Source organism: Pseudotabrizicola alkalilacus, from assembly GCF_003443995.1.
GTDB classification, from domain to species: domain Bacteria; phylum Pseudomonadota; class Alphaproteobacteria; order Rhodobacterales; family Rhodobacteraceae; genus Pseudotabrizicola; species Pseudotabrizicola alkalilacus.
Window position 1 is genome coordinate 120,772 of the sequence record NZ_QWEY01000006.1, and the last position, 15,045, is coordinate 135,816.

The following is a 15,045-nucleotide window of genomic DNA, read 5'->3' on the forward strand; positions in this document are numbered from 1 at the left end:
GCCCAATATGACCTATCCTGTTGTCGAAACCGCCGAGCACGTCACCCGTCAGGTGCTGGCCGACAGCCCTGAGCTGATGACCGTGGCGTTCCGCTTTGCCGCCACCGGGGCCACGGGCGCGCTGCACCACCACAGCCACGTGCAATCGACCTTTGTGCAATCCGGGCGCTTTCGGTTTACCATCGCCGACCGCGATTTCGAGGTCGGACCGGGCGATGCCTTTGTCATCCCTTCAGGCGCCGTTCATGGCTGCGTCTGCCTTGAACCCGGCACCCTGATCGACGGGTTTACCCCCCGTCGTGATGATTTTCTCTGAAAGGACTCCTCATGCTTTACGTCGAAACCCGTCAGGCGATCTCTGCCAATGAAGCCAAGGGCATGGATACCACCGCCTTGCGCGCGAATTTCCATGGCGAGGGGCTGTTTCAGGACGGCCAGATCCGTCTGCTCTACACCCATTACGACCGGATGATCGTCGGCGGCGCGGTGCCTGCGGGCAAGGATCTGGTGCTGGATGCGGTCAAGGAAACCGGCACCGCCAGCATTCTGGACCGGCGCGAGATGGGCATCGTCAACATCGGCGGCGATGGGTCGGTGTCTGCGGGGGGGGAGACCTATGCGCTGTCCAAAGGCGATGTGCTGTATCTGCCGATGGGTGCGGGCGCGGTGACCTTCTCCGGTCAGGGCCGGTTCTACATCAACTCCTGCCCCGCGCATCACGCCTATCCGGCCCGGCTGATCAAGCTGGAGGATGCCAAAAAGGTCACGCTGGGGGCGGCGGAAACCGTCAACCACCGCACCATCAACCAGTTCATCCACCCCGAGGTGATGACCTCGTGCCAGCTGGTGCTGGGCTATACCCAGTTCCACGGCGGCTCGGTCTGGAACACAATGCCCGCCCACCTGCATGACCGCCGGATGGAGGCTTACCTGTACTTCGACATCCCCGAAGGCCAGCGGGTGTTTCACTTCATGGGCGACCCGGCGGAAACCCGGCATCTGGTCATCAAGAATGAAGAGGCCGCGATTTCGCCGCCGTGGTCGATCCATTGTGGCGCAGGCACCGCAAGCTATACCTTTATCTGGGCGATGGCGGGCGACAACGTCGACTACCGCGACGTGGAAATGGTCAAGATGGAGGATTTGCGGTGAACCCGTTTTCGCTTTCCGGCCAGACCGCCCTTGTCACCGGGGCCAATACCGGCATCGGGCAGGCCATCGCAGCAGCGATGGCCCGGGCCGGCGCGCATGTGATTGCTGCGGGGCGCTCGTCCTGCGCCGAGACTGTGGCGCTGACCGGCGGCGAAGAGCTGACGCTTGATTTCGCTGACCCGATGGCGGCGCGCGATGTGTTCTCGGGCCGCACCATCGACATTCTGGTCAACAACGCCGGCATCATCCGCCGGGCGGATTCGGTGGAGTTCACCGAGGAAGACTGGGATGCGGTGATGGATGTGAACCTCAAGGCGGTGTTCTTCACAGCCCAAGCCTTTGCCAAAGCGGCATTGGCGCGCGGTGCGGATGCTAAAATCGTCAACATCGCCTCGCTGTTGTCGTTTCAGGGCGGCATCCGGGTGCCGTCTTACACTGCGTCCAAGCATGGCGTGGCGGGCATTACCAAACTGCTGGCCAATGAATGGGCGGCCAAGGGCATCAACGTGAATGCCATCGCCCCCGGCTATATCGAGACCAACAATACCGAAGCGCTGCGCGCCGACCCGGACCGGAACAAATCCATCCTCGACCGTATCCCGGCCGGGCGCTGGGGCCGTGCGGATGATATTGGCGAGGCGGCGGTGTTCCTGTCCTCCCCCGCCGCCGCCTATATCCATGGCGCGGTTCTCAATGTTGATGGAGGCTGGCTTGCCCGCTGAACGCCTGACCCGCAGCGCGCCGACCGTTCCTGTCGGCATCGTCCACCTTGGCCTTGGCGCGTTTTTCCGTGCCCATGGCGCGGTTTACATCGAAGAGGCAATGTCAGCCTCCGGCGGGGACTGGGGCATCCTTGGCGTCTCGCTGCAATCGACCACGATGCGCGACCAGCTGACCCCGCAAGGCGGCACCTATATGGCGCTGGAGCTGGGGCCGATGGGTGAGACCCTGCGCCATGTGCAATCGGTGCAGGGCGTGCTGGTGGCGCGCGAAGACCCAGGCGCGGTGCTGGAGGCGATGGCGGATCCGGGCGTGAAAATCGTCAGCCTGACCGTGACCGAAAAGGGCTATTGCCACGAGCCATCGACCGGTCGCCTCAATCAAGCGCATCCCGATATCGTGCAGGATCTGGCCACCCCCCTGCCGGTGTCAGCCCCCGGTTATCTGGTCCGCGCCCTCGCCCTGCGCCACCAGCGCGGCCTGCCGCCCTTTACCGTGCTGACCTGCGACAACCTGCCCAACAACGGCCATGTCGTGCGCGGTGTGGTGCTGGAACTGGCCCGCGCCCTTGACCCGGCGCTTGCCGCGTGGATCGAGGCCGAAGGGCGTTTCCCGTCAACCATGGTTGACCGGATCGTGCCTGCCACCAAACCCGAAGACGTAGCACGGGTGGAACGCCTGATCGGCGCGCATGATGCCGCCCCGGTGATGCACGAACCGTTCCGGCAATGGGTGGTCGAGGATGATTTCGTGGGCGGCCTGCGCCCCGATCTGGGCGCGGTTGGTGTGCAGCTGGTGCGCGATGTCACCGAATTCGAGCATATGAAGCTGCGGATGCTCAACGGCACCCATTCCTCGCTGGCCTATCTGGGCTATCTGTCCGGGCACGAGACCATCGCCGACTGCATGGCCGACCCTGTGCTGGACCGTTTCGTGCAAGCCCTGTGGTCGCGCGAGATCATCCCGGCCCTGACCCCGCCCGAAGGCGTCAGCCTGCCCGAGTATGCGCAGGCGCTGCACGACCGCTATGCGAACCCGTCGATCCGCCACCGCACCTGGCAGATCGCGATGGATGGCAGCCAGAAGCTGCCGCAACGCATCCTTGGCACGCTGGTAAGCAACCTTGACGCCGACCGTCCCAGCCCCGGCCTGATGCTGGCGGTGGCGGCGTGGATGATCTACGTGCGCGGCACCGATCTGACCGGCGCTGCGATCGAGGTCAAAGACCCGCTCGCCCCGCGCCTGCGGGATGCGGCAACCTCTGCCGATCCGGTCGGCGCGCTGCTGGCCCTGCGCGAGGTGTTCCCCGAAGCTCTGGCCGCCCGGCTCGACCAGCCTCTGCGCGCGGCCTATGCCACCCTGCTGGATCAAGGGGCTAAAGCCGCGATGGAGGCGCTGCTATGATCGAAAGCTGGCGCTGGTACGGCCCGTTTGACCGCATCACCCTGCCCGAAATCGCCCAGACCGGCGCGACAGGCATCGTCACCGCCCTGCACGAGATCCCCTATGGCGAGGTCTGGCCGCGCGAGGTGATTGCCGCGCGCAATGCGGAAATCAAGGCGGCAGGCTTTGACTGGGTGGTGGTCGAAAGCCTGCCGATCCACGAACGCATCAAGCGGGGCGAGGGCGATCTGAGCCAGCTTTTCGCCAATTACCGCCAGTCGATGGCGCATCTGGCGGCCGAGGGCGTGACCAACATCTGCTACAATTTCATGCCGCTGTTGGACTGGACCCGCACCGACCTTGCCGCCCCGGTGGCGCGCGGTGGGTCGTGCCTGCGGTTCGAGGCGTCAAAGATGGCGGCGTTCGAGCTCTACATGCTGGGCCGCGCCGAGGCCGAGGCGGATTATACCCCCGAGGCGCTGCAAAAGGCCGCGATCTGGCATCAGCAAGCGACCGAAGCTGACAAGGATACCCTGCTGCATTCGATCATGTCCGGCCTGCCGGGGGCCTATGACCGCTATGACATTGCGGGTCTGAAAGCCGCGTTGCAAGGCTATGACGGTTTGGACCGCGCCGCATTGCGCAGCAATTACAAGCGCTTTCTGGATGAAGTTATTCCGGCGGCTGAAGATCTGGGCATGACATTCGGTGTCCACCCCGACGATCCGCCACGCGATATTCTGGGCCTGCCACGCATCGTCTCCGATGCCGAAGACATCGACTTTATCCTGAATGCCGTCGATAGCCCCGCCAACGGGTTGACCTTTTGTACCGGCTCGCTTGGCGCCAATCCGGCCAATGACCTGCCCGCGTTGGCGCGCCGCTTTGCGCCGCGTGTCCATTTCGCGCATCTGCGCAACGTGCGCAAAGACCCCGATGGCAGCTTTGAAGAGGCAGCGCATCTGGAGGGAGATACCGATATGGTCGCCGTCATCGCCGCGCTGCTGGCCGAGGGTACCGCGTCGGGCCGGGTGATTCCGTTCCGCCCCGATCACGGGCACGAACTGCTGGATGACGCCGCGCGCGGCACCCATCCCGGCTATCCGCTGGTTGGTCGCCTGCGCGGACTGGCCGAATTGCGCGGGGTGATGGCCGGGCTGCGCTACAACGGAGCCTGACATGCGCCGGGGGCATAGGTAATTTTTCATCCCGAATGACAAATTGCCTCGCCTGCCCCGTTGACCCTGCCGCAACTCTGCCGCAGGCTCCGGCCAAACCGCAGCAGGGAGGCCGCGCGTTCATGGAGTCAGATCGGCTGAACGCCACGCCTTTTGCGCCCCCCCTGCCGGGTGCTTCTTTGTCTCTGGCCCCCAGGTCACCATGATGACCGGGGCCGTTTTCGTTTTTTGATCAGAATATCCCGGGCGCAGGCTCGGGGCAGAAAGGGCTGTCATGACTGTCAGATTTGCAATCCTCGGCGCAGGCCGCATCGGCAAGGTTCACGCAGGCGCTGTTGCCTCGGTCCCCGGTGCGACCCTGATCGCCATCGCCGACCCGATGCCCGCAGCCGCCGAAGCGATCAAGGCGGCCTATGGCTGCGACATCCGCAGCATCGACGCGATCGAGGCCAGTGCCGATGTCGATGCCGTGGTGATCTGCACCCCCACCGACACCCATGCCGACCTGATCGAGCGCTTTGTCCGCGCGGGCAAGGCCGTGTTCTGCGAAAAGCCGGTCGATCTGTCGCTGGCCCGCGTCAAGGAGTGCATCGCCACGGTCGAGGCCGCCAAGGGCACGCTGATGGTCGGCTTCAACCGCCGTTTTGACCCTGATTTCATGGCCGTAAAGGCCGCGATTGATGCAGGTAAAGTCGGCAAGGTCGAAATGGTCACCATCACCAGCCGCGATCCCGGCGCGCCGCCGCCAGATTACATCACCCGCTCGGGCGGCATGTTCCGCGACATGACGATCCATGATTTCGACATCGCCCGCTGGCTTCTGGGCGAGGAAGTGACCGAAGTGTTCGCCTCGGCCTCAGTCCTCGTCGACACGCGCATCGGCGAGCTGGGCGATTTTGATTCTGCAAACGTGATCCTGCGCACTGCAAGCGGCACACAGGCCATCATCACCAACACCCGCCGCGCCGCCTATGGTTATGATCAGCGGATCGAGGTTCTGGGCTCAGACGGTCTGGCGGCGGCGGAAAATCATGGTGAAAACCGCATCACGCTGGCCGACAAGGACGGGTTTCACACCGCACCTTTGCTCAACTTCTTCATGTCGCGCTACACTGCCGCCTATGCCAATGAAATCGCGGCCTTTGTCGCTGCTGTCGCCGAGGGTGCCCCCACACCGACCACCGGGCATGATGGGCTGATGGCGCTGGCGCTTGCCGAAGCCGCGCTCAAATCGGTGGCCGAGGGCCGCATGGTCAAGGTCTCTGAGGTTCTGTGATGCGGGATCTCGACCTCATCACCATTGGCCGGGCGTCGGTGGATCTGTACGGCGCGCAGGTCGGCGGGCGGCTGGAAGACATGGGCAGCTTCCAGAAATATGTCGGCGGCAGCCCCACCAATATCTCAGTCGGCACCGCCCGGCTGGGGCTGACATCGGCGCTGCTGACCCGCGTGGGTGACGAGCATATGGGCCGCTTCATCCGCGAGCAGCTGGCGCGCGAAGGGGTCTGCACCGATGGCGTGATCACCGACCCCGAGCGTCTGACCGCGCTGGTGCTGCTGGGCATCCGCGACGAGCATCACTTTCCGCTGATCTTTTACCGCGAGAATTGTGCCGACATGGCGCTGTGCGAGGAAGACATTGATCCCGCCTTCATCGCCCGCGCCCGCGCCGTGGTGGCCACCGGCACCCACCTGAGCCATGCCCGCACCGAAGCGGCGGTGCTCAAGGCGCTGCATCTGGCGCGGGACAGCGGGGCGCAGACAGCGCTCGACATCGACTACCGCCCCAATCTCTGGGGCCTTGCCGGGCATGGCGACGGCGAAAGCCGCTTTGTCGAATCCGCCGCTGTCACCGCCAAGCTGCAATCCACCCTGCACCTGTTCGACCTGATCGTCGGCACCGAAGAAGAGTTCCACATCGCCGGTGGCACCACCGACACCATCGCCGCGCTGCGCGCCGTGCGGGCGGTGTCTGCCGCCACGCTGGTCTGCAAACGCGGGCCGATGGGCGCGGTCGCCTTTACCGGTGCCATCCCCGACACATTGGACGAAGGCGAGGCCGGTCCCGGCTTTCCGATCGAGGTGTTCAATGTGCTGGGCGCGGGTGATGGCTTTATGTCGGGCCTGCTCAAGGGCTGGCTCGATGGCGAGTCCTGGCCGGTGGCGCTGAAATACGCCAATGCCTGCGGGGCCTTTGCCGTGTCGCGCCATGGTTGCGCCCCGGCCTATCCATCGTGGGAAGAGCTGCAGTTCTTTTTCCGGCGCGGCGTGGTCAACCCGGCCCTGCGTCACGACCAGCCGCTGGAGCAGATCCACTGGTCCACCAACCGCACGGGCGATTGGTCCACCATGCGGGTGTTTGCCTTTGACCACCGGATGCAGCTGGAATCCCTGCCGGGCGCTGATGCCGGAAAGATCGGCGCTTTCAAGGCTTTGTGCCTGAAAGCTGCGACGGATGTTCAACAGGGCCGCCCCGGCTATGGCATCCTGTGCGACAACCGGCTGGGCCGCGACGCGCTGCATGAAGCCGCCGACTCCGGTCTGTGGATCGGCCGCCCGGTCGAATGGCCCGGCTCGCGCCCGCTGACGCTGGAGCCCGAGCTTGGCCCCGATTTCGGCGGGCTGGCGGAATGGCCGCTGGCGCATGTGGTCAAGGTGCTGTGCTTTTACCACCCCGACGACAGTGCCGAGATGCGGGCCGACCAGGAGGCCACCGTCACCCGCCTGTTCCACGCCGCCCGCCGCAACCGGCTGGAGTTTCTGCTGGAGGTGATCCCCTCCAAGGCCGGGCCGGTGACGGATGACACCACCGCGCAGGTGATCCAGCGGTTTTACGACATCGGCATCTTCCCCGACTGGTGGAAGCTGGAGCCGATGCAGACCGATGCCGCCTGGCAAGCCGCCTGCGACGCCATCACCCGCAACGATCCGCACACGCGCGGCATCGTGGTGCTGGGTCTGGGCGAGACCGAGGCAACACTGGCCACAAGCTTTGCCACCGCCGCCCGGTTTGATCTGGTCAAAGGCTTTGCCGTGGGCCGCACCATCTTTGCCGAGGCGGCAAAGGGCTTTATGGCCGGAACCATGACGGCCGCTGATGCGGTCGCGCAAATGGCCAACACCTATGCCCGGCTCTGCACCCTGTGGGATGCAGCGCGGGCCAGAAAAGGGTAAACCGATGTCCACGATCCGGCTGACCGCCGCACAGGCGATGATGCGCTATCTTGCCGCGCAACAGAATGAGGCGGGCGAGACCTATCTTGCCGGATGCTGGGCCATCTTTGGCCATGGCAATGTCGCCGGGATCGGCGAGGCGCTGCACGGCATCAAGGACAGCTGGCCGACGTATCGCGGCCAGAACGAGCAGTCGATGGCCCATACCGCCATCGCCTTTGCCAAGCAGATGCGCCGCACCCGTGCCATGGCCGTGACCTCCTCGATCGGTCCCGGCGCGCTGAACATGGTCACGGCCGCCGCACTGGCCCATGTCAACCGGCTGCCGGTGCTGTTCATTCCGGGTGATGTCTTTGCCGGTCGCGGCCCCGACCCGGTGCTGCAACAGCTGGAAGACACCGGCGACGGCACCATGACGGTCAACGACTGTTTCCGCCCGGTCAGCCGCTATTTCGACCGCATCACCCGGCCCGAGCAACTGCTCACCGCCCTGCCCCGTGCGATGCGCACCATGACCGATCCGGCAGACTGTGGCCCGGTCACGCTTGCGTTTTGTCAGGACGTGCAGGCCGAGGCTTATGACTGGCCCGAGGCATTCTTTGCGCCAAAGGTCTGGCGCATCCGCCAGCCGCATCCCGACCCGGTGGAGCTTGACCGCATCGCCAGCCTGATCCGTGCCGCCAAACGCCCGGTGATCATTGCCGGAGGAGGCGTGCATTTCGCCGGGGCAGAGGGCGAGCTGGCCGATTTCGCCGACAGCCTTGGCATTCCGGTGGTGGAAACCCAGGCCGGGAAATCTGCTCTGCCGTGGGACCATGCGTTGAATTTTGGCCCGGTCGGCGTGACCGGGGCCAGCAGCGCCAATGCGGTGTGCGAGGATGCCGATCTGATCCTTGGGGTCGGCACGCGGTTTCAGGACTTCACCACCGGCTCCTGGGCGCTGTTCAAGAACAAGGACCGCACCCTCGTGTCGATCAACGTCGCCGCCTATGATGCGATGAAACACGGGGCCGAGCCGCTGTGTGCCGATGCCCGCATCGCCTTGCAGCAGCTGCGCGCCGCCTTGGGCGATCACCGCTGCCCCGCCCCGCCTGCGGGGCTGAAAGAGGCGTGGTTCGCGGCCGTTGATCCGCTGACGGATGCCCCCGGCGATGCCAATGCCCTGCCGACCGACCAGCAGGTGATCGGGGCGGTGCAGCGCGCAGGCCATCTGGATACCGTGGTGATGTGCGCCGCCGGCACCATGCCGGGCGAGCTGCACAAGCTGTGGAAATCGCCTCGCGCCGGGGCCTATCACATGGAATACGGCTTTTCCTGCATGGGATACGAGATTGCCGGGGCCATCGGCATCAAGCTGGCGCAGCCAGAGCGGGACGTGATCTGCATGGTCGGCGACGGCAGCTACATGATGATGAACTCCGAGATGGCCACCGCTGCGATGATGGGCATTTCCTTTACCACCGTCATCACCGACAACAGCGGCTATGGCTGCATCAACCGGCTGCAGATGGGCACCGGCGGGGCGGAGTTCAACAATCTCTACGCCCATGCCAATATCACGCACCAACCCCGCATCGACTTTGCCGCCCATGCCGCCGCGATGGGGGCCGAAGCGGTCAAGGTGACCAGCATCGCGGAACTGGAGGCAGCGCTTGCCCGCCGCGACAGCATTTCCGGCCCTTATGTCATCGTGATCGACACCGACCCCTATCCCAGCACCCCGCATGGCGGCCACTGGTGGGAGGTGACAGTGCCCGAAGTCAGCCCGCGCCCACAGGTGAACGTCGCCCGCCAGATCTATGACGCCAAACGAAAAGATCAGGCTTGATCTGCCGCGAAACCAACCCCGTCGCCCGCCCTCAGGGCGACGGAAAGAAACTTTGCGTCGATAACCCTGCAAAGAACGCCGGGGCAAAAACAATTCCAGCTATCTGTAAAAAAGAAAGAACCTGACAGACAAACCAATGGTGACCACGCACCCAACGCCGGAGTAGATCGCCAATGCAGACCACCAGGGCGCCCCCCAGGAAAGCGCGGTTAGCGCGACAATAAGCGCAATGACAACAGCCATTGAAATAATGCCAACCAGTCCAGCTGAGGGCTCGCCAGAACACTTTTGATCAGGTGAGCATTTTTTCAGGTCAGAACTATCCATTGCGCGCATCCTTCAAACCTCCGCCTTCAGCATCGGCATTCCTCACCATGAAATTGCAGGCGCAGCTGCCTTTTCCCGATGCAGCGAAAGTCCTTTGGTTGTGATCCCAATGGTAAAATTGTATCTGGTCTATCAAACCTCATGCTGAGTGAAGCCGTTGAAACGATAACCTTTCGGGAAAACAGCCGATCTTGATTGAAATTTTTCTGAAAAATCAACCCATTCCAGATTATTCACTAATGACTCACAAAGCGCCAGGTTCAATCTGGGGAGAGAGACCGGCAGACGCAGAGTGGCATCGCACACATGCTTTCTGACGCTGGAGAAATCATCGCCCTGCACTTCGGAGCTGAGCAGGATAACCGGCAGGCCAGGTTGCGCGCGGCGAAGTTGTAGCAGATCTTCTATCACGTCTGTAATGCCGCCAAAATCATCAATGGCGATCAGAATGACCGACCATTTCGGCATGTCCGGTCTCAAACTCTCAAGTTCTTTCTGTATAGACTGAGAATGCGCCACCCAAAAACCAGCATCGACAATCCATTCACTTACCTGCACCATTGCATCAGATCTTGATAGAATAAGCACAGGTCGCGCTTCAAGGCTTTCCAGCCCTATCATCGAATGTATCGAATTTCTGATTTTGGGTGTTCTGGCCGCCGATGGCTTTGGATGTGCAGGCTGGGACCAATAAATAAGGCGGGCTAGTACATGTGTGATCTGATCAAGGTAGCCTTGGCCTGAAGAATGACTTCTTTTCATGTATGCCCCTGACCCAACGTTCATTTTGCGATCAGGATACTGTGATCAGGCAATCTTCAGATAGGCATGATTCAGATAGAAGATAGGTGCAAAGGATATCACGAAAGATATTGGCGGGGTAATGCCCCCTAACGGCAAGATAGCGATCATATTTTGGGGGCTGAGTGTCGTACGGTTGACACGCTGATGGGGAAATTGCGGTTTCGACGCGGGAGAGAGGCATTAATTTCGGGCATATTCACGGGGGGCCATGCCTGCAATTGCCGGAAACCGGATCAAAGATGAATAATCGCCAAGCCGTTCATATGATCGACATTTGCCGCGCGATCATTGCGGCGTGAGTGCGGTTCTTTGCGTTCAGTTTTGCGCATATAGACCGCATGTGCATTTTGACGATGACCTCGGTAAAGCCTTCGATGCGGGCGATTTCCTTATTTGTCATTCCTTTTGGCAACTTGCGCAGAATTTATTTCTCACTGTCCGTCAAACCGTATCCCGGCGCGTCGGTATCGTTTTCCGAGCGTCTGTGCAAAGGTACAAAGGTCTGACCTGACGCAATGACACGAATGGCGCTGGTCAGGGCCCGGATGGGCAAGGTCTTGGGGATGTAACCTTTTGCGCCGAGTTCAATGGCTTTCCAGACAAATATATCATCCACTTGTCCAGAGAAGATCACCACGGCCCCATCCTGATTGGCTCTGATCACGTCTTCAACGCCGCTCAACCCGTCCATTCCAGGCATATTAACGTCCAGCAAGATGATATCGTAACTGCGCGCGCAGTCTATTTCATGCAAGACCGCACTGGCATCTTTTGCGACGGTGATCAAAAAATCCGGTTCTGACCGGAGCATATGGGCGATGGCGTCGCGGACAAGTTCGTGATCGTCGCCGATCAGAATGGAAAGCTGCTTTGTCATCTGGACCTTGTTCAGTTTGTTTGGCTTTGCATTCAGTCGCTTGGAAGTCAAAGTCCCAAACGACGTAGCGTCACTTGGATGTATATATACCGATAGACCACAGCTTTCCACGGTAAGTGGCCATTTATGACCATCCGATCAGGCTCTGTATCGAAAGATACTTTGTTCATCCCGAAATGTTCCACTATCACACCTCTCGTATTTACTGTGGGGGCTTGTGATGGATTTTCGGAAACGCTCAACCTTGAAGTCCCTTGTGGCTTTCAGCGTTATGGCGGCCCTTCCGGGCAGTCGTGGCGCTGTGCAGGCTGACACGACAGAAGCAGTCCTGCTGACGGTTCATGACGGCTTGAAAAAGCAGGTGTTCAAGCTGACTGATCTTGACGCTTTGCCGCAGCAACAGTTCACGACGTCTACGATCTGGACCACAGAACCCACCGCGTTTTCCGGTCCGGCACTGGCAGATGTGATGGCGTCGTCGGGGCTTTCCGCTGAGGCTTTGACGCTTCGGGCGGTCAATAACTACTCTATCACATTGAACAGTTCGACGCTTGAGGAAAACGCACCGATCGTGGCGACCCGTATCAACGGCAAGACCTTCAGTGTGCGCGAGCGTGGTCCGTTGTGGGTGGTCTTTCCTTATGACGCAGATTCCCGGTATCGGTCGGAACACACCTTTGCGGCCAGCATCTGGCAACTGACGGATATTCTTGCAGACACGACACCGTGATCCGACCACGCAAACTCAGAGCGCCACTCGAAGGCGTGGCGATGACCCACAAAAACCTTCGGCCAAAGGCAACAGCACCGTTGCTGGCGTTGATCGTGATCGCGCTGATTCTTGTGGTGTTTCACGGCACGCTTCTGCTGGACCGTATCGGTTCCAAGCGGAACGCCGATTTTGACAACCGCAGCTGGCTTGTGGCGCAGCTGGAGGTTGACCAGAAAGAGCTGCGGATTGCCCTTTTGAAAGCTCGGATGTTGCCGATACTGTCACGCGAGGCCGAGCGTGGGGTACGGCTGGCATTTGACATTTACTACAGCCGCGTCCTGACGGTAGCCGCCGCCTTGTCTCCCATCAACGGGTCTGCGTTGAACCTGGATGACATGAAGACTCTGGAAGCCTCACGCGATGAAATGGCCGCCGTGATCGATGCTGTGGCGTTCCTTCGTCCGCAAGATATCCGTCAGTTGCAAGACATCTCAGTTCAGGATGCCATTGATGTCCGCGCGGTGACAAGCGCTGCAATTCAGATGTTTACGCAGATGGAAGAGGCAAGGCGGATCGAAGACCGTGATCTTCTGGTCCGGCTGGTGGTGCTGATGGGCGCGCTGCTTGTGCTTATGGTGGTCGGGATAGTACTGGCCATTCGCATATCGCAACAGGCGGCCCGACGGGCTGGCAGTGCCGCCCGAACCGCATCGAACCTGCGCCGGACGTTTGAAGCCTCGCTGGATGGGGTGGTGGTGTCGGATGGTGCCGGGACCATCACCTATCTCAATGCGGCGGCGTCACGCATGTTCGGACAAAACTCATCCGACCTTTTGGGCACGTCACTTGTTGATACGATCTTGCCAAAGCAGACCGCAAACACGGCGACGGGCACAAAGCCGCATGTGGTACGCAATGGTGTCTCTGTCCCGCTTGTGGACTGTGGACGACACCGCCTGATGGGAATGCACCGGTCTGGCGGCGCGTTTCCAATCGAAGTCTCCATCGTTTCGGATCATGACAGCGATGGCCAACCGGTTTGCATCGGATTTTTCCGGGATATCACCGAAGAGGTCGAGGCTGAGAACAGGCTTCGCAGTGCCAGAGACAAGGCGCGGCAAGACGCGGCGGCGAAAAGCCGGTTTCTGGCCATCATGAGCCATGAGATGCGCACGCCGCTGCACGGTGTGATTGCAGCGCTTGATCTGATGGGATCAGAAAAGCTGAGCGTCACCTGCCGCCGCTTTCTGGCAACGGCCCGCGCGTGCAGCCATGCGGCGCTGAATCAGGTGGTCGAGGTTCTGGAAGCCACGCGCGATGGCGCGACAGAGATAAAGATATCGCCTTTCGATCCGCAACTGTTGATTGCAGACCTTCTTGCCGGGTTGCATTCTCTTGCCCGCGCACGTGGCAACCGATTGACACTACAGCCTTCTTCTGGCCCGGCTTGCCCCCCTCTTCTGGGGTGGCAGCGTGGCTTTTTGCTGGTGATGCGCAATCTCATCTCGAACGCTGTCAAATTCACAAACGATGGCGAGATCACTGTCTCGATCCGTTTCGAAATGCAGTTCGATGGCCGGATCGCCTTGGATATTGACGTGCGCGATACCGGCATGGGGATTGATCCAGCCAATCATGAGCGGATTTTTCAGGAGTTTGAGGCGGTTGACACCGCAAACCCTTCTGCAACGGGCGGGGTCGGGCTGGGTCTGGCGATTGCACGGTCCGCCGTTGAACGGATGGGGGGCAGGATCAGGCTGCAAAGCGCGCTTGGTCACGGCAGTTGCTTTTCCGTCCAGCTGATGATGGAGGCAGCACCGGCCAGTGTGTCGTTGGAAGCAACCGAGACCGCGACAGATGAGAATGCAGTCATTCCCGCACACCGGGGCCGCCGCATTCTTGTGGTGGACGACAACACGGTCAATACGGCGCTGATGGCCGAAATGCTGCGGCGGATTGGTCATCAGCCGGAAACCGCGCTGGACGGCCCCCGCGCCATCGCTTTGGCGCGGGAAGAAGCGTTTGATCTGATCCTGATGGACATCGGGATGCCCGGCATGGATGGGCTGGCCACAACGCGCGCCATTCGTGCGGGCGGGGCGTCAGAATTTTGTCCGGTGGTCGGGGTGACCGCATTGGTGCTGGCAGAAGACCGGGAGCGCATTCTCGAGTCGGGGATGCAGGATGTGCTTGGCAAGCCGTTGGGCTTGAGACAGCTCAGCAGCTATCTGGCTGATTTCTTTGCCGAGCATCTTCCTCTCCTGGATGATGATGCGGAGGAAACCTTTGCAGATGTCCGCGCCCTGATGGGAGACGAGATGATGGTTCAGTTGCTGAAAGGTGTGCAGCAAGATGCAGAAGCTGCGTTGAGCTCCCTACGTGCAATGGACGCAGATCAGGATCTTCAGGCCCTGCGTCAGGCGCTGCACCGTGCGGCAGGATCAGCGGCCGTCGTCGGCGCGATGGCTTTGGCAGAGGCGATGCAAGATGGCGAAAAAGCGGTTCTTGCCGGTGATATTGGCAAATTGAGATCCTGTGAAGCGCAAATCCTGCACACAATCACTGCGACGACGGAGTATCGTTGCCGGCTTCAGGCCGGGTCTGTTTGACCGCCATGGCCCTGCAGACGTGCCGGGCGAGGCTATCGTTCTGAGATGCCGGCTGGCTGCGCTGCGCATGGTGGTAAATAAAAAAAACCCGGCGAAACGCGTTCGCCGGGTCAAGTTCTACGTCAAGGAGGCGGTCCTCGCGTAGTTCCGCATGTGGGCAGGTTCCACATGCGCAAAGGCAACAGCGACGGCGCACTGCAAATTTGGGGACATGACGCCCGCCATCGCTGTTCGGGGGCAAGGCCCCCGGGGGTGACGCGCGCAAAAAGTATGGCCGTGGC

At 61.3% G+C, this 15,045-nt stretch carries 13 protein-coding genes; 10 read left to right on the forward strand and 3 right to left on the reverse strand.

The annotated features are described in order from the left end of the window. Positions 1-7: 7 nt before the first annotated feature. The 8 genes from D1012_RS12170 to iolD all read left to right on the forward strand — a co-directional run bounded on the left by D1012_RS12170 (position 8) and on the right by iolD (position 9,435). Complete coding sequence (locus D1012_RS12170; protein ID WP_118152572.1) at positions 8-316, forward strand: cupin domain-containing protein; 309 nt, start codon at positions 8-10, stop codon at positions 314-316. Positions 317-327: 11 nt separating this feature from the next. Beyond that, positions 328-1,152, forward strand: coding sequence for a 5-dehydro-4-deoxy-D-glucuronate isomerase (gene kduI / locus D1012_RS12175; RefSeq protein WP_118152574.1), 825 nt, complete (start codon positions 328-330; stop codon positions 1,150-1,152). Continuing rightward, complete coding sequence (gene kduD / locus D1012_RS12180; protein WP_118152577.1) at positions 1,149-1,874, forward strand: 2-dehydro-3-deoxy-D-gluconate 5-dehydrogenase KduD; 726 nt, start codon at positions 1,149-1,151, stop codon at positions 1,872-1,874. Before kduI ends, kduD begins: the two co-directional genes overlap by 4 nt. Beyond that, a complete protein-coding gene (locus D1012_RS12185; RefSeq protein ID WP_118152579.1) occupies positions 1,852-3,276 on the forward strand; it encodes a mannitol dehydrogenase family protein in 1,425 nt (474 codons plus the stop codon). The genes kduD and D1012_RS12185 overlap by 23 nt, the downstream gene beginning before the upstream one ends. Next, complete coding sequence (gene uxuA / locus D1012_RS12190) at positions 3,273-4,433, forward strand: mannonate dehydratase (protein WP_118152581.1); 1,161 nt, start codon at positions 3,273-3,275, stop codon at positions 4,431-4,433. Before D1012_RS12185 ends, uxuA begins: the two co-directional genes overlap by 4 nt. 274 nt (positions 4,434-4,707) lie before the next feature. Beyond that, the gene (iolG, locus tag D1012_RS12195) at positions 4,708-5,709 is read left to right on the forward strand and encodes an inositol 2-dehydrogenase (RefSeq protein WP_118152583.1); all 1,002 of its coding nucleotides are present in this window, start codon (positions 4,708-4,710) and stop codon (positions 5,707-5,709) included. Then, on the forward strand, positions 5,709-7,607 hold the full coding sequence (locus tag D1012_RS12200) for a bifunctional 5-dehydro-2-deoxygluconokinase/5-dehydro-2-deoxyphosphogluconate aldolase (RefSeq protein WP_118152585.1): 1,899 nt from the start codon (positions 5,709-5,711) through the stop codon (positions 7,605-7,607). The genes iolG and D1012_RS12200 overlap by 1 nt, the downstream gene beginning before the upstream one ends. A gap of 4 nt (positions 7,608-7,611) precedes the next feature. Continuing rightward, entirely contained in the window at positions 7,612-9,435 is a 1,824-nt protein-coding gene (gene iolD / locus D1012_RS12205) for a 3D-(3,5/4)-trihydroxycyclohexane-1,2-dione acylhydrolase (decyclizing) (RefSeq protein WP_118152587.1), read from the forward strand. A 459-nt stretch (positions 9,436-9,894) separates the two neighbouring features. Here the strand turns inward: iolD and D1012_RS22450 are convergent, their stop codons facing one another. The 3 genes from D1012_RS22450 to D1012_RS12220 form a co-directional block, all read right to left on the reverse strand. Beyond that, a complete protein-coding gene (locus tag D1012_RS22450) occupies positions 9,895-10,524 on the reverse strand; it encodes a hypothetical protein (RefSeq protein ID WP_147335685.1) in 630 nt (209 codons plus the stop codon). Between the two features lie 301 nt (positions 10,525-10,825). Further along, positions 10,826-10,978, reverse strand: a complete 153-nt coding sequence (locus D1012_RS23235) for a helix-turn-helix transcriptional regulator (RefSeq protein ID WP_354002037.1) — start codon at positions 10,976-10,978, stop codon at positions 10,826-10,828. A 12-nt stretch (positions 10,979-10,990) separates the two neighbouring features. Beyond that, positions 10,991-11,443, reverse strand: a complete 453-nt coding sequence (locus D1012_RS12220; protein WP_118152593.1) for a response regulator — start codon at positions 11,441-11,443, stop codon at positions 10,991-10,993. A 220-nt stretch (positions 11,444-11,663) separates the two neighbouring features. Here D1012_RS12220 and D1012_RS12225 point away from each other — a divergent pair, with 220 nt between their 5' ends. Together D1012_RS12225 and D1012_RS12230 are read left to right on the forward strand one after the other, a co-directional pair. Further along, a complete protein-coding gene (locus tag D1012_RS12225; RefSeq protein WP_147335686.1) occupies positions 11,664-12,173 on the forward strand; it encodes a putative pterin-binding protein in 510 nt (169 codons plus the stop codon). A 41-nt stretch (positions 12,174-12,214) separates the two neighbouring features. Continuing rightward, positions 12,215-14,764 (forward strand): hybrid sensor histidine kinase/response regulator, encoded by a 2,550-nt coding sequence (locus tag D1012_RS12230; protein WP_118152597.1) that lies wholly within the window; start codon positions 12,215-12,217, stop codon positions 14,762-14,764. Positions 14,765-15,045: the final 281 nt, after the last annotated feature.

Coding starts and splice junctions, on each gene's coding strand:
- D1012_RS12170 (WP_118152572.1), top strand. CDS start 8: ATGACCTATCCTGTTGTCGAAACCGCCGAGCACGTCACCCGTCAGGTG.
- kduI (WP_118152574.1), top strand. CDS start 328: ATGCTTTACGTCGAAACCCGTCAGGCGATCTCTGCCAATGAAGCCAAG.
- D1012_RS12185 (WP_118152579.1), top strand. CDS start 1,852: ATGGAGGCTGGCTTGCCCGCTGAACGCCTGACCCGCAGCGCGCCGACC.
- uxuA (WP_118152581.1), top strand. CDS start 3,273: ATGATCGAAAGCTGGCGCTGGTACGGCCCGTTTGACCGCATCACCCTG.
- iolG (WP_118152583.1), top strand. CDS start 4,708: ATGACTGTCAGATTTGCAATCCTCGGCGCAGGCCGCATCGGCAAGGTT.
- D1012_RS12200 (WP_118152585.1), top strand. CDS start 5,709: ATGCGGGATCTCGACCTCATCACCATTGGCCGGGCGTCGGTGGATCTG.
- iolD (WP_118152587.1), top strand. CDS start 7,612: ATGTCCACGATCCGGCTGACCGCCGCACAGGCGATGATGCGCTATCTT.
- D1012_RS22450 (WP_147335685.1), bottom strand. CDS start 10,524: ATGAAAAGAAGTCATTCTTCAGGCCAAGGCTACCTTGATCAGATCACA.
- D1012_RS12220 (WP_118152593.1), bottom strand. CDS start 11,443: ATGACAAAGCAGCTTTCCATTCTGATCGGCGACGATCACGAACTTGTC.
- D1012_RS12225 (WP_147335686.1), top strand. CDS start 11,664: ATGGATTTTCGGAAACGCTCAACCTTGAAGTCCCTTGTGGCTTTCAGC.
- D1012_RS12230 (WP_118152597.1), top strand. CDS start 12,215: ATGACCCACAAAAACCTTCGGCCAAAGGCAACAGCACCGTTGCTGGCG.